Below are 21,426 nucleotides of genomic sequence, written 5' to 3'. Positions count from 1 at the left end.
CGGACCGCACGCGCTACTCGTCGAGGAACCGGTACGCCTCGCCCAGGGCCCGGATCACCACGGTGCCGTCGCGGACCTGCCACTCACTCATGCCGTCGACCTCGTGGCTGACGACGAAGAGACCGGTGATCAGGTCGTTGTCGTCGTCGGAGGCAGGAATACGCGCCACGCTCCGCAACCGCTCCAGAAACCAGTCGACGGACTGAGCACGCATCTGGGCCCCGAAGAAGACCCAGTTGACGAAGTTGTACTGCCGCGGGGGAAAGGCCCAGCCACCGCTGTACGTCCGGTCAGGATCGTCCGATCCGACGATCTCCCTGACCTGGGCGAGTTGCCGGTCATCGCACTGCAGCCAACCCCTGGCGTCGACGAAGACACCCACGACGACCACTCCCCCCACGTTCCACACGCCGTCCGGGCCGGCCCGCCGCCCCGTCGGCACGATAGAGGCGACCGGATCGTTCGAGCAATGCGTTTCGGCCCGCGCGGGAGAACCGCACGATCCTTCGCGGCGGCCGGCGGGCCGGCGGCGTGGCGGCGCGCTCCGGCGCCGTGTCCGGGCCGTCGCCCGCGGGCACCACCTCGCCTTGGGCGCTCAGTTGCCGACCTCGGCCGGCCGCGCGTCGAAAGGCGGCTCCTGTGGCCCCGCGACGCCCCTGGCGCATGACCTCGTGCAGACCCCCTAGGCGTACCGACCAGTCGGTACTACCCTCTGGCCACGCTCTCGGAGCCGGGCCGCCGCAGTGCCCGTCGCACCGACGCGAAACGCCCGGTTTCCGGGTATCCCTGGGAGGAGCCGCATGTCCGCTGCCACGACACCGTCCGACGCCGACAGACCCGCGCCCGATGTCCCCTCCGCGGACACCCGCGGCCCGATGGCCCGGCTGTACCGCCGCGAACTGACGGACTACCCGCCCACCGGCCGCCGCATGGCCTACCTCGCGATCGTGGTCGTCACCACGGTCGTCCTGTACTACATGCTGTACATCCAGTACGCGGTGGCGACGTCGATCATCACGCACTTCGACATGACGTACCGCTACTTCATCTGGGTCTCGGTGATCGGCAACGCGGTCGGGGCCTTCGCCTCGCTGGTGGCGGGCCTGGCGGACCGCTGGGGCCGGGCGAATCTGGTGGTCTACGGGCTGTTGGTCGCCGCGCTCCTGGTCTTCTTCGGGCTGCCGAACGCGGCGAACAAGACCACCTATCTGGTGCTCTTCGCGCTCGTCAGCTTCATCGAGGGCATCGTGCTGGTCGCCACCCCCGCACTGATCAGGGACTTCTCCCCGCAGCTCGGCCGGGCCACCGCGATGGGGTACTGGACGATGGGCCCGGTCATCGGCTCCCTGGTGGTCACCACCGTCACCAGCAACACCCTCGACAGCGCCAGCTGGCAGGACGAACTGCGCTATTCGGCGATCGCCGGGTTCGTCGTCTTCGTCGTCGCGGTCTTCGCGCTGCGCGAGCTGTCCCCGGCGCTGCGCGACCAGATCATGGTGACGCTGCGGGACCGGGCGCTGGTCGAGGCACGCGCCAAGGGGCTGGACACCGAGGCGCTGCGCCGCGGCGAGTGGCGGCAGATGATGCGCCTGGACGTACTGGGCTCGGCCTTCGCCATCGCCGTGTTCCTGCTGCTGTACTACGCGGCGGTCGGCAACTTCGTCGTCTACTTCTCGACCGTGTTCGGCTACAGCGAGCAGCGCACCAACGCGCTGGCCAACTGGTACTGGGGGGCGAACGCCATCGCCCTGGTCCTGGTCGGCCTGCTCTCGGACCGGCTGAAGGTGCGCAAGCCCTTCATGATCGTCGGCGCGGTCGGCTCGATCGTGGTGACCGCGGTCTTCGCCACCCGCGCCACCCACCTGACGACCGGCTACTACACCTTCGCGTGGCTGTTCATCGGCATCGGCGTCTTCAGCGGCATCGCCTACGCGCCCTGGATGGCGAGCTTCACCGAGACGGTGGAGAAGCACAACCCGGCGGCCACCGCGGCGGGTCTGGCGGTGTGGGGCTGGACCGTGCGCATCGTGGTCGCCGTCTCCGCCGCCTTCATCCCGGTGCTCGTCACCTCCGTGACCCCCCTCGTGGAGCACGGTGCCGAGGTCAAGGCCGCCTCGGCGCAGGCCGCGCCCGCGCTGGCCGTCGTCAACGCGCACCCGGAGCTCTTCGCCGAGATGAACAAGTACCCGCCGGGCAAGGTGCCGCCCGCGCTGGGCGCCCGCGCCGTCCAGGAGGTCGGCGCGGAGAACCTCGCCGTCGTGAAGAAGGCGGGGCCGCAGCTGAAGCTGTTGCAGGAGTACGGCGCCAAGGTCGAGAAGGCGTCGAAGGACGGCCCCGGCGAATGGCGCACCTGGTGGTGGATCTGCGTCGGCGGCCAGGTGCTCTTCCTGCCCTTCGTCTTCGTGATGGCAGGTCGCTGGAGCCCCAGGAAGGCGCGCATGGACGCCGAGGCGCACGAAGCCGCCGTCAACCGCGAACTGGCCGCGCTCGCCACCGCCGAGGAGTGACAGGACAATAGACCCGGCACCGGCCGCCCCGTACGGGGCGGCCGGGATCACCCGGCAGGAGCCGCCCGGTGGATGAGGCACGGATCAGCCGGGGCGCCTCGCGAACCGCGTCCTGGCCTCGACGACGGACGACCGAGACACCCTGTTTGCTCCACGAAGAGGAGGAACGTCGCGTTGTCAGTGGCGGACGGCAGTATGCACGTCATGACAACACCTGCAGCACAGATCGTGGATGCCGTCGCCTACGCGCGGGCGGTCCAGGAGGCCGTCGGGGCGGCCGCCGCGTACTACGCGGGCGGCACGTCGCCGCTGGACGACGACGCCTACGACCGGTTGGTGCGCTCGATCGCCGGGTACGAGGCCGGACACCCCGAGCAGGTGCTGCCCGACTCCCCCACCGGGAAGGTGGCCGGCGGCGCGGTGGAGGGCGATGTCCCGCACACGGTGGCGATGCTGAGCCTGGACAACGTGTTCGCCGCTTCGGAGTTCACCACCTGGACCGAATCGCTGGCCCGTCGGATCGGGCGCGAGGTCACCCGCTTCCACGTCGGCCCGAAGCTGGACGGCCTCGCGATCGCCGCCCGCTACACCGACGGCCGCCTCACCCGGCTGATCACCCGCGGGGACGGGACGGCCGGGGAGGACGTCTCGCACGCGATCGGCACCGTCGAGGGGCTGCCCGAGCGGCTGGCCGAGCCGGTCACCGTGGAGGTGCGCGGCGAAGTCCTGATGACGACAGGCCAGTTCGAGTACGCCAACGAGGTGCGCACCGAGCACGGTGGGCTGCCGTTCGCCAATCCGCGCAACGCGGCGGCGGGCACGCTCAGGGCCAGGGAGCGCCTCTACACGGTGCCGATGACGTTCTTCGGCTACGGGCTGCTGCCCCTGCCCGGCACCGACCCGGAGCTCGCCGACCGGCTGACCGCGTCCGCGCACAGCGACCTGATGCACCTGGTCGCCGAGCTCGGCGTGCACACCAGCGCCCGCACCGCCGTCCCGGACTCCGTCGCCGAGTCCGTGGCGGAGGTCCTGGCCCGGGTGCAGGACATCGCCGCGGTCCGGGCCGGCCTGCCGTTCGCGATCGACGGCATCGTCGTCAAGGCCGAACTCGCCGCCGACCGGCAGGCCGCGGGCTCCGGCTCGCGCGCGCCCCGATGGGCGATCGCCTACAAACTCCCGGCCGTGGAGAAGATCACCCGGCTGCTGGCGGTCGAGTGGAACGTCGGCCGCACCGGCGTCATCGCCCCGCGCGGCGTCCTGGAACCGGTCGTCATCGACGGTTCCACCATCACCTACGCCACCCTGCACAACCCGTCCGACATCACCCGTCGCGACCTGCGCCTGGGTGACCAGGTCATGGTCCACCGCGCCGGCGACGTCATCCCCCGCATCCAGGCCCCCGCCGCCCACCTGCGCACCGGCGACGAACAGCCCATCGCCTTCCCCGAGACCTGCCCGCGCTGCGGATCCGGCATCGACAGAAGCCAGGAACGCTGGCGGTGCACGCAGGGCCGCAACTGCCACCTGGTCGCCTCGCTCTCCTACGCCGCCGGCCGCGACCAGCTCGACATCGAAGGCCTCGGCCACACCCGCGTCGTCCAGCTCGTCGACACCGGGCTCGTCACCGACCTCGCCGACCTGTTCACCCTCACCCGCGAACAGCTCCTCGGCCTGGACCGGATGGGTGACACCAGTACCGACAACCTCCTCGCCGCCATCGCCAGGGCCACACGGCAGCCGCTGTCACGCGTCCTGTGCGCGCTCGGGGTGCGCGGCACCGGCCGCTCCATGTCCCGGCGCATCGCCCGCCACTTCGCCACCATGGACAACATCCGTGCCGCGGACGCCGAAGCGATGCAGCAGGTCGACGGCATCGGCGTGGAGAAGGCACCCTCGATCGTCGCCGAACTGGCCGAACTCGCGCCGCTCATCGACAGACTCGCCGCCGCGGGCGTCAGCATGAGCGAACCCGGCGCCACTCCGCCCGCGCCCGCCGATGCCGCGGACTCCGACCACGCGGCACCCGCGGCGGCCGCGACGGCGGCGGGCCCGCTGGCCGGGATGGCCGTGGTCGTCACCGGCGCGATGACCGGAGTCCTGGAGAAGCTCTCCCGCAACGAGATGAACGAACTGATCGAACGGGCGGGAGGGCGTTCCGCCTCCAGCGTGTCCAAGAAGACCGCCCTCGTCGTCGCCGGTGCGGGCGCGGGCTCCAAGCGGGCCAAGGCCGAACAACTCGGCATCCGGCTCGCCACACCCGACGAGTTCGCCGCGCTCGTCTCCGCCCTCCTGAGCTGAACCGTCGATCACTGACGGGGCCCCGGCCGGCGCCGGGCCCCGTGGCGGCGGTGCCGCGGTCGGCGCGGTGCGAAGGTCAGGTGCGACGCGGCGAGCCTCGTTCACTCTCCTGAATCGTTGCCACACCTATTGACCCCACTTCGGAGCCCGGATTACGGTTCCCGAGCCCACCGTCATTGAAACGATTCAACCGATGGCGGCCCGCCTACAAGGCCCTCTTCCTGGAGGGCGACTTCTTCTACGGCTCCAGCCCGACGCTGGCCGTCGCCGACGCCCGCAGGCTGCTCGCGTTCGCCCGCGCGGGACTGCCCACCGTGCTGTTCGGCGCCTTCGACCAGGCTCTCACGCCGGGCCTTCCCGACGACGGCGAGAGCGCCGAAGTGCGGTCGCTCACCGCGCGGTTGCTGGCCCTTCCGAACGTCCGCCAGGTCACCGACAAGACCCTGGTCGGTGCGGCCTTCGAGGACCTCGGGGTGACGTCCGACGTCTCCTACAGCGTCTCCTCGACACTCCTCAACGCGCACCGCGCGACCGACGAAGCCGACTTCTACTACTTCTGCAACGGCAAGCACGCCGAGACCGTCAAGCCGGCGGTGGCCGCCATCGACCACGACGTGACGGTGCACAGCACCGCGCGCTCCGGTTCCGGCGCCGTCCCCTACCTCCTGGACCCCTGGACCGGCCGCGTCACGCGGCTCGCCGAGTACGCCCAGGACGACGACGCGTTCACCTTCCGGGTGACCCTCCAGCCCGGTGAGACCCTGATGGTCGCGCTGGCGCGGCCCGCCGTGTTCGGGGACCGGACCGGTGCCCGTCCGCACGCGGTCGCCACCGACGCGGACAGCGTGCGCTTCGCGGACGGCTCGCTGACCGTGCGCGCGACGACGGCCGGCACGTACACCACCACCCTGTCCGACGGCCGCACGGTCACCGCGAGGATTCCCGAGGTGCCGGCGCCTCTCACCCTCGACCAGTGGACCCTGTCCGTCGACGACTGGCGGCCCGGCGCCGACGCCGACAGCACCGAGATCGTCGGACACACCCTCCCGCTGGACGGGCTGCTGCCCTGGTCGCAGATCCCGGAGCTGGCCGACGTCGGCGGCATCGGCCGCTACCGGACGACCGTCACGCTGCCGAGGACGCGGTCGTCCTCGACGGGCGCCCTGCTGCGGCTGGGGAGCGTCACCGACACCTGCCGGGTCACCGTCAACGGCGTCCGGCTGGACCCGGTCGACCGCCTCAACCCCGTGGCCGACCTCGGCGGCCACCTCCGCGCGGGCTCCAACACGCTCGAAGTCGAGGTCGCAGTCCCGCTGTTCAACCGCCTGCGGGTCAGCAACCCCACGGTGTTCGGAACGGCGACACGCCAGGCCTACGGCCTCGTCGGCCCGGTCCGACTCGTCCCCTACGCCGAGCAGACCGTGTCGTGAACAAGCCGGGGACAGGGGCCGCGGGCGCTCGGTAGCCGTACCCGCCGGCTGAACTCCCCGGATTCCGCCTGGCCTACGATGTCGCGGTGAAGTTCGTGATGGTGCCGGGGGGCTGGCAAGGCGGGTGGGTGTTCGACTCGGTGGCCGCCGAGTTGAACCGAGACGGTCACCAGGTCGAGGCGGTGACCCTGTCGGGATTGGAGTTGGACGGTCCGGTTGATGCGGACCGTCCGCCCAATCTCGACACTCACATCGACCAGGTGGCCGAGATCGTGGAGAGCAGCGACGGCACGCCGCTCGCTCTGTGCGGACACAGTTACGGCGGGATGGTGATCGCCGGTGTCGCGGACCGGCTCGGCGACCGCCTCGACCAGCTCGTCTTCATCGACGCCTACGTCCCGGAGGACGGGGATTCGTGTTGGTCTTTGACCAGCGACGGTTTTCGGGAGTTGTTCGTGGCCGGCGCGCGCGGCGACGGCCGGTGGGTCGCGGTTCCCGACGGGCTCGACCCTCGCGCGCGACCGCACCCCATGGCGAGCTTCGTCCAGTCGGTCAGGCTGGGAGGCGACCCCGGCCACGCGCTCGGCCGGACGTTCATCAGTGGTGGCGCATGGGCGGGCAGCCCGTTCGTGACCCTGACGGAACGGCTCCGGGAGGACTCGGACTGGCAAGTCCACGAGATTCCCGTCGGCCACAACATCGCCCGCCGCGACCCGCACGGCCTCGCCGCGGTTCTCCGCGCCTTGCCGCCGGGCTCCGCCTGATCCACAGCCGGTCGCCCCGGCGTCAGTCCAGGGTCTGCGTCAGTTCGCTCCGGCCGGGTGTGTGAACGAGACGGCCGTACGCCCCGTTGACGATCGGCATGTAGGGCGGGACGTGGCCGCACTCGATGTCGGCGACGATCGGCACGTTCAGGGAGCCGAGCGCGTCGAGGACGGCCTCGTGCTGGCTGAGGGAACGGTTACCGGGTGCGTGGGTCCGGCCGACGAGCACCGCGTTCGCGTGGTCGAAGAACCCGGCGAGCCTCATGCCATGCAGGTTCCGGCAGATGGTGAAGGCATCGTCGCCGGCCGCCTCCACGTACACGAGGAGTCCGTCCGGTGACTCCTCGAGGGCGAAGGCCGAGACGTCCAGGCAGGCCGTCCCGGCGAGATTGCACAGTGTTTCGATGCAGCCGCCGATCAGTCTCCCCTCGGCCTCGACGTCACCGCTCCCGTCGAGCCGGGTCCAGGCACCCGCGGAGTCGAGCGTGTACTCGCGTACGTCGGGGAAGGCCGCGAAGTCGTCGAAACCGCTGGTCCGGTGGCGACCGGGCGGGGTCTGGGTGAACCGGTGCCCCGGGGGTGCCGCGACGATGTCGAGCCACGGCCGCAGTCCGTCGGGCACTCGGTAGGGCGTGTCCATGAGGTTGTTGCCATGGAGGGTCGCCGTCCGGGTGAGCAGGGTCATCGGCGTGATCAGGGTCGACATGTCGGAGAATCCGACCAGCCAGGTGGGCTCGGCCTCCCGCAGCCTGTCCCAGTCGAGCAGCGGCAGGAGGTCGATCGCGGTCTCCCCGCCCCACGGCGGGACGACGGCTTTGACGGTGGGGTCGGTCAGCATCGCCATCAGTTCGCCCGCGCGCTCGGCGGCCGGCGCACTGACGTGCCCGGAGCCGTCCATGCACCGGCCGACGACGACCTCGTACCCGCGGTCCCGGACGTGCCGGACGGCGACATCGAGACGCGCACGGAGTTCCGTCGGGACCCCGCTCGACGGCGAGGTGACACCGACACGGTCACCGGGACGCAGGGGCGACGGGTAACGAATGGCCATGCGCCGGATTCTGGCACGGTGCCCTACCCGTGCGGCACCGAGTTCCCCGCGCCCCGAACGGTCAGTAGCCGACGGTGAATCGCTCACCGATGTGCTGTGGCCGTTCGATCTCGTCGAGCAGGGCCACCGCGTAGTCCTCCGCGGAGATGCGGCTGCTGCCGTCCTCGGCCACGATCAGGTCTTCGGTGGCGGTGCGGTAGGTGCCCGTGCGCTCGCCCGGTTCGATCGTCGCGGCAGGGCTGAGCGACGTCCACCTCACATCGTCGACGGTGCGGCAGTAGTCCAGGGCGTCCCCGTGGGCGTGCATGATCTGAAGCAGGAACTCCGGCAGACCCTCCGCGTCCCAGACCTGCGAGCCGTCCGGGTTGCGCAGGGAACCGGCACCGCCGACCAGGATGAGCCGCGGTGCGCCGGCGCCCAGCGTGCGGATACCTGCGACGAGGGATTCGGCGCTGGGCTTGATGGTGGCGATGTGGCCCGGCCCGTCACCTCCGCCGACCGCGCTGACGACGGCACTCTGTCCCCCGGCATGCGCGGCGACGGACTCCGGGTCCAGAACGTCCCCGGTGACCACCGTCAGGCCGGCGTCGTCCCGGTCGATCTTCGCCGGGTCACGGACGACGGCGGTGACGCTGTGGCCGCGACGGAGCGCCTCGTCCAGGATGCGGGATCCGAGGGTGCCGGTGGCACCGAACAGGGCGATCTTGGACATGCGAGTCTCCTGTTCCCGTTGGTCGTCACTGGGCCCGCACACTAGTGAGACCACTCGCCACAGGCCTGCCGCATCGGCTCGCCCCGGACGAACATGACCCCATCGGACGACACCGTCCGACCAGGTGGGGAGTGGGACCGGTGACACGGACCCGCCGCCGGCCGCACGTCACACCGGGGTCGGGCGCCGGACCGTCTAGAATCGAACACATGAACGAGTTGCCGCCTGATCCTCCGCGCCTCCGGGCGATCCTGGCGCACCTCGACAAGCAGATCGCCGACACCGAGACCGTCGCCACCTACCTGCGTCTACAGCGCGGTGCCGTCCTGGCCGCGATCTCCCGCACCGAACGCAAGGCGGTCCCACGCCCCGCGCCCCCCGCGCCCCAGCGACCCCCGGCCCCGGCCACCCGCCGCGACTCCGGCGGCCGCCCGACGACCCGCTACATCGTCGAACGGCCCGCGAGCGCCTCGAAGACCGCGCTCGTCCACACCGGTGACTGCACCAAGGGGCTCACGGCCAGCCGTCCCATCGAGGCCGACGTCGCCCGCGAGGTGCTCACGAACGACCCCAAGGGCTTCCAGGCCTGCGGTGCCTGCCACCCGGACACCGAACTGGGCATCGACACCGCATGACCGGTCAGGACCGGTGCCTCCTTGCCGCCCCGCGCGCCCGTCAACGGGCGACCGCGTCCTCCACGGTCGGGCGGACATCCAGGACGGTGTCCGCTCCCGTCAGTTCCAGGACCCTCGCCAGCGGCGGGGCGGGCCTGGCCACGCGGAGCACAGCCGTCCGGTTGAAGTGCAGCAGCAGGTTCAGGACGGTCGAGTCCGCGAAGGTGAGGCCGGCGGCGTCCAGCACCACCTTGTCGTGCGTCCGTGCTCCGGCCTCCAGCGCCGCCGCCAGGGCCGAGGTCGAATTCAGGTCGAAGGCGCCGAACACGGCGACCACCCACGCGTCGCCGTGTTCGCACTGGACCACCCGGGGCAGCGATCCCGCATGCGCCGTGGTCGGATCCTGCCGCCTGTCCTCGCCATCCGCGGAACTCATGCCGGTGAGTATGTCGTGAAGATCTCGCCCGCGCGAGAGAACGGCACCAGCTCGAAGAGACATGCGTCCGGCCCGTCACCACCGCGGAACGGGGTGTCGGGCCGGGCTGGGTCAAAAGCACCGGGAGCGCCGGCGAACCCGGCTCAGGACCGGGTCGCCGACGGGTGGGTCAGTGGCGGTTGGGAGTGCTGTTGCGGTGGCCGCCGTTGCGGTGGCCGTGGCGGTGGCCCCAGCTGACCTGGTCGACGATGCGGGCATGGTCGTTGCGCAGGGTCGCGGTGTCGTTGTGGTCGTCCCAGGCGTAGCCGCGGCGGTCCTGGTAGACGTCGCGGGCGTTGTCGCGGCCGCCCCGGTGTGGACGCGGACGGTGGCCCGTCCTTCCAGACGGACGTGGCGGAAGGTGTAGCGGCGGCCGTCCCCGCCGGTCAGGGTCCAGTGGTCCAGGTTCACCGTCCGACGGGTGGCGTTGGTGATGTCCACCCACTCGTTGTTCAGGGAGCGGTTGGAGCGGTCGTCGCGTCCCGGGGAGTCGTACTGCACCTTGCTGATCACCACGTCGCCGTGCGGGCGGGCGCCCGGACGGCCGTCGGCGGCGGCGGGCAGGGCGAGCGCGCCCACGGCGGCAGCGGCCACGGCAGCGGCGGCGGTCAGACGGCGGGCGGTCACGGACACGGACACGAGGTCCCCCTTCCCGGAGCCGGCACACCCGGGGCGGGCGACGGGAACGTCGCAGGCCACCCGGGGTGCGTGGTGCGGGTCGGCGGCCGGTCGGCCGCACACCCACACCACCCAGGCCGTCACCCGAAAGTGAGCAACAACGGGAGCGACCGGGCGGGGCCGGGGCTTGGACGGTCGCGGTCGTCGGAAAGTCCGCACGGAAGCGAGAGCGGCGGGATGTTCGCGAAGTGGGCGGAACGTCCAGCGGGATGGTCATCCCGCCCGCCCTGAACCGGTACCTGTGGTCAGAGCAGTCGCCGGATGTCACCGCGCACCCGGTAGAAGCCGCCGGCCGCCGTGTGCAGGGAGTCCACGACGTAGCGGGCCCCGGGTTCGCGTATGGCGTGCGGGAACTGGACGTTCAGCGACTGGTCGAAGCCCTCCGACACGACGTGCACCCGGACCCGGCCCGACTCCTGGACGCACTCCACGACGATCGCCCCGGTCGGCGGCTGCGCGACGGTGGCCACCGCGCTCACGGTCGTGGCGGGCGCGTGGGCCGGCATCGCCGCGGCCAGCTTGACGTCCCGCGGCACCGGCACCGTGCCCCGCTGGGCCGCCGTCACGGCCGCTTCGCTCGCGTCCACGCAGACCAGCGAGCCGTCGGTGGTCACCAGGTAGAGCCGCTCGTCGTGGTACTGCATCGACAGCGCCGAGCCGTCGCCGGTGCCCAGCTTCCACAGCCGGGTGCCGTCCTGGTCGAAGCAGTAGACGGACGAGGACGCGTCACCGGCGAACACGAACCGCCCGCCGGGCGAGGTGGCGCACGAGTACACGGCGCTGTCGCAGGTGTACGTCGCCTCGATCGCGCCGGTCGCCTTCGAGAGCCGCTGGACCGCCTTGTGGGCGGTGCCCGCGTACACCACGTCGCCCTCCTGCCAGCCGAACAGCACCCCGCCCTTGGTGGGCGTGTGCCACAGCTCCCGGCCGCCGTCGGGGGCGTAGGCCGTGACGCCCCTGCTGTGGCCGTGGTAGACGGCATGTCCGTCGGCGCGGACCATCCAGGCCTGCTCGCCCTGGCTGCGGCGGGCCCACTGGTGCTCGTCCTCGTGGTCGATGACGGTGAGCCGGCCGTCGCGGTCGGAGACGTCCAGCACGCCCTCGTGGATGTCCAGCCAGAAGATGTCGACGTCCGCGGCGATGTCGTAGGCCACGAACGGCAGCTTCGAGGACAGGTCGTACACCTTGCCGTCGTCACAGCCCGCGTAGATCCAGAAGTCGTCGGCGACCAGGCACTTCACGCCGTCCGGGAGGCTGAAGCGGGCCAGCACGCCGCCCTCGTGGTCCAGGTTGTACACATCGCCCGACTGGTTGCCGACCCAGCAGCGGTCGTCGTCGACGTGGATGCCGAACGCGGCGGAGCCGGTGCGGAAGCGCCACAGCACGGGCGCGGCGGAGCGCGCGGTGGAGGGGGCCGACGCGACCTGACGCCGGGTCACCGAGCGTGGCGCGCGTACTCCCCGCACGGCCGGGGCGTATCCCTTGCGGACCTTCTCGCCGACCTTCTTCGCGGCCGCGGCCCGTGCCTTGTCCACCGTCGCGAACGTCGTCGTCTGTGTCTGCCCCTCGGCACCGATCCGGCCGTACCGCACCGTCACCACCAGGTCGGCGACGGACACCTCGTAGAACTTGTGCGCGGCGCCGTCTTCCTGGGACAGCTCCAGGTACGTCGTCGACACTGCAGCAGAACCGGTGGACATGGCAGACCAGACCCCTCCCGTCACGGATCCGCCGTTGATCCGGCGAATCCCACTGGTCAAACCGTAGTCGGCGGCACTGACAACGGCCTTCGTGCGCCCGCTCGGTACCGGCCCCGCTCGCTCGCGCCGTCTAGGCGCCCGTCCCGGCCGTCGCCTCGTCGTCGTGGGATTCCGCCGCGTGCGGGATCACGGGGCGGTGCACCGTCAGGTTCTCGACCCGGTAGGAGAGTTCGGTGGTCTTGGGGTCGGGGCGGGGGTGGTAACGGCCGGCGCAGACGGAGAGGCTGACGATGAGGTGCGCGTACCAGCCGGATCCGACACCCCGTCCGTCGGCGAAGACCTGGGTGCCGTTCAGCGCCCAGAGGACACTGCGCCGGCCGAAGGTCACCCCGAGGTCGACGGCCCCGCCCGGACGCACCGCCGGGTGGTGAAGGTAGGTGTGTCCCTGACCGACGTGGTTGGTGAGCTCCAGCAGATCGGGGTTGTCGGGGTGGTACTCGAAGACGTCGACCTCGTTTCCGCCGTCCCGCCAGGTCCAGATCGCCGGCCAGGCGCCCAGCCCGGTGGGGAGGCGGACCCGCGCCCGGAGCTGGTCACCGGTGCGGACCGTGAAGCCCTCCTCGCTTCCCTCGGTGGTCAGCAGGCCGGTGTTCCACCAGCCGTCGGTCCTGCGGGTGGCGCGGAACGTGCCGGTGCGGCAGTAGGCCGCATCCGAGGTGAGGTAGTCCAGTTTGTTGTCGTCGGGGTTGGTGGGGCCGCCGCCGGGATAGGCCCAGGAGCGTCCGGCCACCCATTGCCGGGCGGAGGTGAAATCGGCCGTGAAGACGACGTCGCTCACGTGCGTGCTCCCTCGGTGGACACGGCGTCGGATGCCGCTGTGCTGCCCGGCCCGGCGGCCGGCCATGCGGTGGCCGCCGGTCCCCCGGTGATCCTCGCACCTGGGCGTGAAGGGGCAACCGTCCGCGTTCGAACCGCTTCACGGCATACGAACACGTTCTCCTGCCGGGCAGGCGACGGCCACCGCGGCTCTCACGCCGGTGGGAGGACGTGGCCGGGATCGTGCGCGGGGTCGTACGGTCCGGCGCCGCGGACCGTACGACCCCGGGGTCACCGGTGACCGCGCGGTGTCACCCGCCCGCCCTCGGTGGTCAGCGCTCCTCCTCCTGGCCCAGACCGAGACCGGTCGACCAGGACGTGACGTACACACCGCCCTTGTAGATGTCGGTCGTACCGGGGAAGAGGAAACTCGTCGCGCGGCTGCTGCCGTCGGGCATGGCGAGCTTCAATCCGCTGACCTGCACCTTGTTCTCCGGTGCGTCGGGGACCGAGTAGGCGATGGTCGTGTGCAGCGGCGAGTCGGAGCGCAGCACGAGGGTGCCGCCGCGGCCGTTGACGGTCACCGGGAGCTTGTGGGTCTCGTCCGGCGGCGAGCTGAAGGTGATCAGCGGGGTGTCGCTGAGGGTGCAGGTGATGCCGTCGTGTGCGAGGAGCGTCAGGTCGAAACTGCGGTGGCTGAGTCCGTAGGAGTAGCCGCCGAAGTAGAACGAGACGTTGTTGGTGGAGCACGGTTTGACGGATGGCTTGGCCGATGGCTTGGCGGGGCTGGCGCTCGCCATCGCGGAGCCGGCCAGGAGCATGGCGGACAGCGCCGCCGCGACGGCCGTGGCCCGAGTCCTTCGACGCATGGGGACGGGTCCTCTCGTTTCTCGTCGGTGGAAGCAGAATCGGTGGTGGCGGAAGAGGTGGGTCAGAACGCGCCCAGGCCGTGGGGCATGCCGATTCCGGTCAGCCCGTCCCAGCCCTTGCCGGCGTTGCACAGCGACGCGCTGGTCCCGGGATAGTCGGCGCACTGCCGGTAGTCCTCGTTGTTCCCGCCGGTGACGTCCGTGAAGTCGGACTGCGGGGCCTTGTAGAGGGTGTTGGGACCCTGGACGGCGGCCAGGTGGCCGGCCCGGGCGTACAGGCCCGCTATGTAGGGGGCGGAGGCGCTCGTACCGCCCACGATGGTCCAGTCGTCGGGCTCGCCGCTGCTCGGCGCGTAGGTGTCGTAGACGGCCAGACCGGTCGCCGGGTCGGCGTCCGCGGACACGTCGGCGGCGGCCCGGTGGTGACCGCAGGCGGCGGTGGCGGACTTCGGCTGCCCGGTGGCCGCGGCGAAGCGGGTCTCGCAGCCGCTGCCGGCGGCCCACCAGCCCGTCGCCGGAGCGTCGGCGGGCAGGGTGACACCACCGACCGCGGTCACCGAGGGCAGGTCGGACGGCCATGACTGGTGGATGCCGCCGTTGAAACCGGAATCTCCGGTGGACGCGGTGATCGCGACGCCCTTGTGCCGGAGAGCCTTCAGGTAGGCACCGCTCGTGTTGGTCACGTCCGCGGTGTATCCGTAACTGATGCTGATCGCCGAGGCTCCCTCGGCCACCGCCGTGTCGACCGCCTTGGCGAAGTCACCGGTGGACACGTCGTTGTCGTCCTCGCCGTCCTGCCAGGGCACGGAGATCTCCAGCAGGTGGCAGGTGGGGCAGGCGGCGGAGGCCGCGTCGAGGTCGAGCGAGGTCTCCAGGGCGACGTCCTCCTCCAGTGCCGCCCCGGCCCCGCTCCTCTGCGGTGCCGGCTGCTTGCCACCGGTGTAGTTCTTCAAGGTCAGACAGCCGGACGCGGTGCCGCAGGCGGGCAGCCCGAAAGCGGCGCGGTAGGTGGCCAGATCGGAGGCCAGGGTGGCGTCCACACCCGCGTCGATGATCGCGATGGTGGCGGTGCTCTTCGACTTCGCGGGCAGGCCGTAGGCCTTGGCGAGGTCGCTCGGACCGTAACCGGCGGGCGCGGAGGCGCGCAGCGGGGTGGCGCTGCCGGTCTTCACCGTGACGACCTGGGCCGCGCACCGCGGACATACGCTGCGCACGCCGTGCGCGGCCAGCAGGGACCCGGACCGCACCTCCTGACGCAGCCGCACCACCGGGTCGCCGCCGTCGGTGACGGCGGCCGTCCGGGCGGTCCCGGCGTCGGCCGTCGGCGCCGCGGCCACGGCGTGGGAGGAGGTCAGAGCTCCGACCAACAGGGCGGAGACCACGGTCAGGACGGCAAGCCCCCCGGCCGTCCGGCGCCTCCTGCCGACCGCCCCCGCGGCCATGCGCAGGACGGTGCGTCTTTCTCTTCTTCGCTGCACGGATCCACGAATCCCTTCTGCGTTCCCCTGGTTGGGTGCGACGCGCCATGCGACGCGTCACGCACGTGGGATCCATGCAGACGCCGAAGAGTTCGCCGAACGGCCGGTAATTTTTCTGACACCCCGTCATGTCAGTGCCGTCGGCTTCCATGACGGGGTGTGCCGCCGTCACGCGCTGCGGGCCCGTCCACCGGAGTGGACGGGCCCCGGGCTTCGCTTCGCGTGCGTCACTTCACGTGGATCGTCACCGTGACGGTCTTGAGCACGGCCGGCAACTTGGTGGTGTCGACCTTCAGGATCTCGCCGTTGTCGGTCTGACCCGTGGCCGGAAGCACCTTCTGGTGGACGGTCCACTTCCCGTCGGGGTCGACGGCGATGGTGTCGATGCCGAAGTCGTCGTCGTTGGACAGGTACAGCGTCCTGCCGGCGTCCGTGGTGGCGATGCCCTCGACCTTGTCGTGCGCGAAGAACTTCCCACTGGGGTCGAACTGGCTCACCAGCGTACCGACGTTGAGGTACGGCTGCTTCTGCGCGACCTGGACGCCGGCACCGGTGAGCGCGGTGAGCGCGGCGTCGGTGCCGACCTTGCCGACGAACGCCTCGGGCGACTTGCCGCCGATCGTCACTCCGCTCACGTCGGTCGCGCCGTTGATGTCGACCTCGTAGAGGGACTTCTGGGCGAACGGCTCGACGTTGCCGTCGCGTTCGTCGATCACGAACTTCGTGTCGGACAGCGCCGTGATCTCGCTGTTCGCGTCGCCCGTGGTGGCCGGGTCGTCCAGCAGGTACAGGTACTGCTTCGTCTTCAGCGTGCGCAGGTCGACGGTGACGATGCGGGTGGGCGAGAGGTTGGACGCCTTGGTGGTGCCCAGATCCGGCTGCTGGAGCGCGGCCTGCATGACGCCCACCAGGGTCGACCCGTCCGGAGTGACCGTCAGGCCCTCCATGCCCTTGTTCTTCAGGCGGTTGGCCAGCTCGGCCGGCAGGTGGCCGACGACCTTGTGGTACTGGTTGTCCTGGCTGTCCTTGTACGGGGTCAGCCGGCCCAGCTCGTAGCCCTTGGCGTCGAAGTGCGTGAGGTACGGGCCGTACTCGTCCGAGACCCAGAACGTGCCGTCGGGCAGCGCCACCAGGCCCTCGGAGTCGTAACCGTAGGGATCCCGTTGGACGGGCACGGGCGTGCCGCCGCCGGCGTTCGTCGCGTTGACGTCGTCGATCACCTCGGTCGTGTCGTGCGGCGGCCGGCCGCTGTAGGGCACGCCGCCAAGGCTCTTGGGCCCCTTCAGGGTGATCTTCCCGACCAGCTCTGCCTTGCCCTTGACGAGTTCGAACTCGCCGATCTGCGGAATGAAGTCGGTCAGCATCTCGGACTTGTTGCCGTCGGGGGCGTCCGCGTTGGGGCCGCGGTCGGTGAGACCGTAGAAGCGGCCCGACCTGCCCGGCACCGGGGCGAGCGCGGAGCCGTAGCCCTCACCGGAGATCTGGGTGGTGGTGCCGCCCGGGCCCGCCACCGTCGCGAGCGAGGGCAGCGGGGCGCCGTTCGGCTGCGTGTCCTTGAACAGCTGTACGGCGTCGGTGGCCGTGTAGGTGAAGGTGTCCGTCCCCTTGAAGCCGGGGCTCGGCGTGTAGCTGAACGTGCCGTCCGCGTCGACCGTCGCCGTGCCGTGGGACGGGTCGGTGTGCCGCACGACGGCGGTCGCGCCGGAGTCGTTGCGCAGCACGTCGCCGGTGACCTTGTCATGGCCGGAGAAGGAGTCGGCGGTCGCGTCGAAGTCGTGCGTCGGGGCCGACAGCCAGCCGTGGGCCTGGGCCACGACTGTTCCGGTGCCGGCCACGGCGACCGTGACGGCGATCGCCGTGCCGATCCGGGTGCGCTTGCGCAAGCGAGGTCTTGAGGTCATACCCGAGAACTTGCAGGTCGGTGATGAACTCCGAGTCGTCATTGGGTGAACCGACGGTTCAGAACCGGCCTGCTTCCGCTCTTGCGGCAGCCGTGGCTCAGAGCGTCCCCGTCGTCTGCTCACCCGACGCACTGCCCGCGAGCCACTCGTCCCAGCCGAGGTTGAAGTCGGCGTAGCCGTTGTCGGCCGGGGCCTTGGCCCGGGGCGAACCGGTGATGGTCACGGGATCGCCCTGCTTGACCTGGCCGTAGAACCACTTGGCGTCCGACATGGACAGGTGGACGCAGCCGTGCGAGCCGCGGGCGCTGCCGCTGCCCGGGTTCGGGTCGCCGGTCGAGTAGTGCACGTACGTGCCCGACTGGGTCAGGTGGACGTCCCAGGGCAGGGTCAGGTCGTAGTAGTTGGGGCTGCCCTTGTCGCAGCTGATGCCGACGCTGCAGGAGGTCATGTGCACCTTCTCCTGCTTGTCGATGACGGCCATCGTGCCGTTCCACGTCGGGTACTCGGCGCTGCCCGCGTTGATCGACAGGGTGCGTAGCGTCTGGCCGTTGCGGGTCACCTTCATGGTGTGGCCGGTCACCGAGACGTCCGCACGCAGGTCGTCGCCGATCTTGAAGGTGTGCGTGTAACCGTGCACGCCGTAACGTCCGTTGCCGTTGCTGACGCCCTTCATGTCGGCGTCGATCTTCACCGTCGTACCGGAGGGCCAGTACGTCTTGGGACGCCAGTCGGCGCGCCTGTCGCCCATCCAGTGCCAGGCGCCCGCCACCGGCTGCGAGGCACTCACCTTCATGTGCTTCTCCACCGTGGCCCGCGCCTTGGCCGCCACCGGGTTCGTGAAGATCACCGAAATGGGCATCGCCACACCGACGGTGGTGCCCGTCTGCGGGGTGATCGTGTCCAGCAGCATCGGCGGACCCGCGGGCTTCGTCGGCGTGGGCGAGGCACTCGCACTTGGTTTCACCGAAGGCTTCGCGTCGTCGCCGCTCGCCTTGTCACTGCCGCCTCCGCCGCAGGCACTCGCACCCACCAGCATCATGCCCGTGACGAGTGCGATTCCTATGCCGCCCTTGCGCCGCCCCACAGCCTGCCCCGCTCTCTCGTTCTCCGGCCCGTACGGACCGGACTCCCAACTTAGTCTCAGACAGTGATGGCATGGCCCGCGGTTGCCTCTCGCGCGTAAAGCCTGTCTCAAGATTCGGCGCGCGCCCGGGGAGGAGCGGGTCAGAAGCCGGTCAGCGCGTCACAGACCGGCCACCCGCGCCAGGGACGCCCGCTCGTCCTCGTCCAGGTGAAAGCCGGCCGGTTGTCCGCCGTCGGCCAGCAGACGCCGTACCCATGCCGCGTCGGCGACGAACGCCGCCCGGCACAGGGCCCGTTCGGGGTGGTCCTCCTCGGGACCGCTGACCGCCGGGTCCCACGCGCTGTCGGGGTTGGCCGGCGCGGACAGCGCGGCGGCCACGAGCACGAGACCGAACACCTCGTCCCGGCGTGGGACCGACGGGTCGGCCGCCAGCCGCAGCAGGTACGGGAGGACCGCCGGCATCGTCGCGCTGATGGACATCGGTCCCGACATCACGAGCCAGTCCAGTGCCCGTTCGGCCATCTCGGCCGCGCCGGGATCGAGCAGCCCGCGCAGGACGACCGGGACATCGCCCGGGCAGCCGGGAATGGAGGACCACTCCACGCCCTCGCACCCCTCCAGTGCCGGATGCGGAGAACCCTCCTGCCTCAGGTACGGGTAGGCGGCCGTCAGAGCCGCAGTCGCGGCCACCGCCGCGGCCTCATGGTCCACCGTGCACACCGGCGTGCCTCCTCTCCGCTCACCCGCACCGTACCGGCGGACCGGGGGCCGGGTCTTGCCGCACCCCGTCGGCCAGGCCCCGGGCGGGCCTACGCGGCCAGGGTCTCGTCCTCTTGGATGTCCTCTTCCCTGATGCCCTCTTCCCGGACGCCGTCCTCGCGGGTGCCGTCCTCGCGGCTGGAGCGGTAGCCCTGCAACAGGCTGTCCGCCATGTGCAGGGCCTGCTCGGTGCCGGTGGCTCCGGTGATCACGCACAGCGTGTAGGTGGCGTCCTCCAGCCGACGGCTGGTGCGGCCGGTGGGGCGTACGTCGTGCTCGATGCGCGCGTCGGCGAACCGGGCCAGCGCGGCCCGCAGTTCCTTCTCCGCCGGAAGAATCATGTCGCTTCCCACTCCCCCAAGCTCGGCTCCCGGGCGCGTCGGCGCCACGGCGAGGCACAGGTTGCACCGATGGCGCCGCGCGCCACCGCTCGACGCGGGATCGCGACGAGTGAGTCTCCGTCTGCCCCGCAACTAGAGGTCTATACCTGGAGGGGCGAGGGGAACCGTCCCCGAGCGGCGGCCGAGGACACCTACCGGGCGTGCGGCAGCTCACCGCACATCAGGTTGCCCGGCTCGCGGGGGTCGTCGCTGGTCCAGAACTGGGTCCACAGGGCGGCGAACTCCGGGCGGCTGAGGTAGCCGTCGCCGTCCAGGTCCAGGCGGTCGAACACGTCCCCTGTCTCGATGACCTGCCCGTGCCACGTGTCGATCAGGCGTTTGTGCTCGCCGCGGCCGATCCGCCCGTCGCCGTTCTCGTCCACCGCGTCGAAGACGGTGTCGGCCGTGGCGGTGACGGCGTCCGGAATGGAAGGCAGCAGGTCGACCATGGCGAGGAGATCATCCATGTCGATCCTGCCGTCCTCGTCCGTGTCGACGGCGGCCGACAGCTGCTGCCACCAGCCCCTCATCACGCTCTCCACCCGCACGGCCAGCCCCGTCTCCGTTCTCACACGCGGCAACCGGCCCCAACGGATGGCGAGCGCCGCGAAGTCCGCCTCCTCCAGATATCCGTTGCCGTCCGCGTCGAACGCGTCGAACATCGCCCGCAGCTTTTCCCGCTGGAACTCACTGGCCATCACATGCCTCCTCGCACGGTGCTGAGGAGATGCTGTCCGCCGGCGCCGCTTCCCCAACGGCGCACGCGCTCACTGGCCCCCAGGCCGACGACCCCGCCCGCCGGGTCCGCGCCACGCGCGCCGGTTTGGGCCGTCGTCAAGAGCACAGCCATCGCGGGGCGCGGCCCCCGGCGGGCAGGGTCACGCCATTCTGCGCCAGGCGGCGATTCTGTCATGTTCATACCTTGACGGGCTTGGTATAGACCTTTTACTTTCCCGGTGTCAGGTTGTCCCGACGTGCGTCCTGTCGGTGTCCGCCGCACCCACGTGCCACCTCGGAAAGGCTTCCCCACCCCCCATGGCTGCTCGCTCCTCCTCCCCCGCCTCACTCCCCTTCCTCACCACCGCGTTACGCGGAACTCCTGTCGTAGCCCTGACGGCCTTGCTGCTCAGTCCGTTGACCGCGGCACCGGCGGCCGCGGCGGCCGGCACGGTCACCGGTCTCGCCGGCAAGTGCCTCGACGTCGCGAGTGCCGGCACCGCCGACGGCACCCCGGTCCAGCTCTACGACTGCAACGGCACCGCCGCCCAGCAGTGGACCCCGGGCGCCGACAGCACCCTGCGCGCCCTCGGCAAGTGCCTCGACGTGACGGCCAACTCCACCGCCGACGGTGCCAAGGTCCAGTTGTGGACCTGCACCGGCGCCGCCAACCAGCGATGGACCGTCACCGCCGCCCACGACATCGTCAACCCGGCCGCGAACAAATGCCTCGACGTCACCGACCGCTCCTCCGCGAACGGTGCCCGGATCCAGATCTGGACCTGCACCGGCGCCGCCAACCAGAAGTGGAACGCCCCCGCGCAGCAGTCCGGCGAACAGTGCTGGGCCACCCACTACGGTCCCCAGCCGCCCGGCGCCCTGACCGCCAGCGGTGAACTCTTCGACAACAACGCAGACACGGCCGCCACCTCCCTCTCCCGCCAGCCCCAACTGCCGTTCGGTACCCGTGTCCAGGTCACCAACGTCGCCAACGGCCGCTCGCTGACCGTTCGGATCAACGACCGCGGCACGTTCGCCCAGACCCCGCAGGAACCCAAGTGCCTTGATCTGACCGACGGCGCTTTCAGCCGGCTCGGCGGAGTCCTCGACCCCGACGCCGGACACATCGTCGTGACCCAGCAGGTCCTCGGCTGACACGTCCGTCGCCGGCAGGCCGGTCCCGCACTCCTCCC

The 21,426-nt window shown here is 70.9% G+C and carries 19 protein-coding genes and 2 pseudogenes; 7 read left to right on the top strand and 14 right to left on the bottom strand.

Translation table 11 applies throughout. The features are described 5' to 3' along the window. Positions 1–13 precede the first annotated feature (13 nt). Entirely contained in the window at positions 14–382 is a 369-nt protein-coding gene (locus ACFXI4_RS23915) for a hypothetical protein (protein WP_384994198.1), read from the bottom strand. A 418-nt stretch (positions 383–800) separates the two neighbouring features. On the opposite strand from ACFXI4_RS23915, the gene ACFXI4_RS23910 reads away from it, so the two are divergent. The 4 genes from ACFXI4_RS23910 to ACFXI4_RS23895 all read left to right on the top strand — a co-directional run bounded on the left by ACFXI4_RS23910 (position 801) and on the right by ACFXI4_RS23895 (position 6,999). Then, positions 801–2,507, top strand: a complete 1,707-nt coding sequence (locus ACFXI4_RS23910; protein WP_384994195.1) for an MFS transporter — start codon at positions 801–803, stop codon at positions 2,505–2,507. 204 nt (positions 2,508–2,711) lie between these two features. Beyond that, positions 2,712–4,805 carry an NAD-dependent DNA ligase LigA gene (ligA, locus tag ACFXI4_RS23905; RefSeq protein WP_384994192.1) on the top strand — a complete coding sequence of 698 codons (2,094 nt, stop codon included), beginning with the start codon at positions 2,712–2,714 and terminating at the stop codon, positions 4,803–4,805. A 176-nt stretch (positions 4,806–4,981) separates the two neighbouring features. Continuing rightward, complete coding sequence (locus ACFXI4_RS23900; protein WP_384994189.1) at positions 4,982–6,235, top strand: hypothetical protein; 1,254 nt, start codon at positions 4,982–4,984, stop codon at positions 6,233–6,235. An 86-nt stretch (positions 6,236–6,321) separates the two neighbouring features. Then, positions 6,322–6,999 carry an alpha/beta fold hydrolase gene (locus ACFXI4_RS23895; RefSeq protein ID WP_384994187.1) on the top strand — a complete coding sequence of 226 codons (678 nt, stop codon included), beginning with the start codon at positions 6,322–6,324 and terminating at the stop codon, positions 6,997–6,999. Positions 7,000–7,021: 22 nt separating this feature from the next. Here the strand turns inward: ACFXI4_RS23895 and ACFXI4_RS23890 are convergent, their stop codons facing one another. Together ACFXI4_RS23890 and ACFXI4_RS23885 are read right to left on the bottom strand one after the other, a co-directional pair. Then, complete coding sequence (locus ACFXI4_RS23890; RefSeq protein WP_384994185.1) at positions 7,022–8,050, bottom strand: S66 peptidase family protein; 1,029 nt, start codon at positions 8,048–8,050, stop codon at positions 7,022–7,024. Positions 8,051–8,111: 61 nt separating this feature from the next. Next, the gene (locus ACFXI4_RS23885) at positions 8,112–8,762 is read right to left on the bottom strand and encodes an NAD(P)-dependent oxidoreductase (protein WP_384994182.1); all 651 of its coding nucleotides are present in this window, start codon (positions 8,760–8,762) and stop codon (positions 8,112–8,114) included. A gap of 209 nt (positions 8,763–8,971) precedes the next feature. On the opposite strand from ACFXI4_RS23885, the gene ACFXI4_RS23880 reads away from it, so the two are divergent. Further along, on the top strand, positions 8,972–9,397 hold the full coding sequence (locus ACFXI4_RS23880) for a DUF6233 domain-containing protein (protein ID WP_384994180.1): 426 nt from the start codon (positions 8,972–8,974) through the stop codon (positions 9,395–9,397). A 40-nt stretch (positions 9,398–9,437) separates the two neighbouring features. Here the strand turns inward: ACFXI4_RS23880 and ACFXI4_RS23875 are convergent, their stop codons facing one another. From ACFXI4_RS23875 to ACFXI4_RS23825, 11 genes and pseudogenes are all read right to left on the bottom strand, one after another. Continuing rightward, on the bottom strand, positions 9,438–9,812 hold the full coding sequence (locus ACFXI4_RS23875; RefSeq protein ID WP_384994178.1) for an STAS domain-containing protein: 375 nt from the start codon (positions 9,810–9,812) through the stop codon (positions 9,438–9,440). A gap of 169 nt (positions 9,813–9,981) precedes the next feature. Continuing rightward, positions 9,982–10,478 (bottom strand): annotated as a pseudogene (locus tag ACFXI4_RS23870) (lamin tail domain-containing protein). Between the two features lie 296 nt (positions 10,479–10,774). Further along, positions 10,775–12,229 carry a WGR domain-containing protein gene (locus ACFXI4_RS23865; RefSeq protein ID WP_384994176.1) on the bottom strand — a complete coding sequence of 485 codons (1,455 nt, stop codon included), beginning with the start codon at positions 12,227–12,229 and terminating at the stop codon, positions 10,775–10,777. Positions 12,230–12,359: 130 nt separating this feature from the next. Beyond that, positions 12,360–13,067, bottom strand: coding sequence for a beta-glucanase (locus ACFXI4_RS23860; RefSeq protein ID WP_384994174.1), 708 nt, complete (start codon positions 13,065–13,067; stop codon positions 12,360–12,362). Between the two features lie 310 nt (positions 13,068–13,377). Then, positions 13,378–13,914 (bottom strand): hypothetical protein, encoded by a 537-nt coding sequence (locus tag ACFXI4_RS23855; protein ID WP_362716395.1) that lies wholly within the window; start codon positions 13,912–13,914, stop codon positions 13,378–13,380. A 62-nt stretch (positions 13,915–13,976) separates the two neighbouring features. Continuing rightward, positions 13,977–15,356 carry a hypothetical protein gene (locus tag ACFXI4_RS23850; protein WP_384994171.1) on the bottom strand — a complete coding sequence of 460 codons (1,380 nt, stop codon included), beginning with the start codon at positions 15,354–15,356 and terminating at the stop codon, positions 13,977–13,979. A 263-nt stretch (positions 15,357–15,619) separates the two neighbouring features. Continuing rightward, positions 15,620–17,293: an esterase-like activity of phytase family protein gene (locus ACFXI4_RS23845; RefSeq protein ID WP_384994169.1), complete on the bottom strand. Its 1,674-nt coding sequence runs from the start codon at positions 17,291–17,293 to the stop codon at positions 15,620–15,622. Positions 17,294–17,390: 97 nt separating this feature from the next. Further along, entirely contained in the window at positions 17,391–18,329 is a 939-nt protein-coding gene (locus ACFXI4_RS23840) for an Ig-like domain-containing protein (RefSeq protein ID WP_384994398.1), read from the bottom strand. A gap of 207 nt (positions 18,330–18,536) precedes the next feature. After that, the gene (locus ACFXI4_RS23835) at positions 18,537–19,097 is read right to left on the bottom strand and encodes a hypothetical protein (protein ID WP_384994166.1); all 561 of its coding nucleotides are present in this window, start codon (positions 19,095–19,097) and stop codon (positions 18,537–18,539) included. Positions 19,098–19,186: 89 nt separating this feature from the next. Continuing rightward, positions 19,187–19,477, bottom strand: coding sequence for a DUF5133 domain-containing protein (locus ACFXI4_RS23830; RefSeq protein WP_384994163.1), 291 nt, complete (start codon positions 19,475–19,477; stop codon positions 19,187–19,189). A gap of 191 nt (positions 19,478–19,668) precedes the next feature. Then, positions 19,669–20,214, bottom strand: coding sequence for an EF-hand domain-containing protein (locus ACFXI4_RS23825; RefSeq protein ID WP_384994160.1), 546 nt, complete (start codon positions 20,212–20,214; stop codon positions 19,669–19,671). 337 nt (positions 20,215–20,551) lie between these two features. On the opposite strand from ACFXI4_RS23825, the pseudogene ACFXI4_RS23820 reads away from it, so the two are divergent. Together ACFXI4_RS23820 and ACFXI4_RS23815 are read left to right on the top strand one after the other, a co-directional pair. Next, positions 20,552–21,067 (top strand): annotated as a pseudogene (locus ACFXI4_RS23820) (lectin); the annotation flags it as partial. A gap of 45 nt (positions 21,068–21,112) precedes the next feature. Then, positions 21,113–21,388, top strand: a complete 276-nt coding sequence (locus tag ACFXI4_RS23815) for a septal ring lytic transglycosylase RlpA family protein (protein WP_384994395.1) — start codon at positions 21,113–21,115, stop codon at positions 21,386–21,388. The last annotated feature ends 38 nt before the right edge of the window (positions 21,389–21,426 follow it).

The sequence above is a fragment of the Streptomyces sp. NPDC059224 genome, assembly GCF_042754285.1.
GTDB lineage: Bacteria > Actinomycetota > Actinomycetes > Streptomycetales > Streptomycetaceae > Streptomyces.
This window is presented reverse-complemented; position numbering and strand designations above follow the sequence as displayed.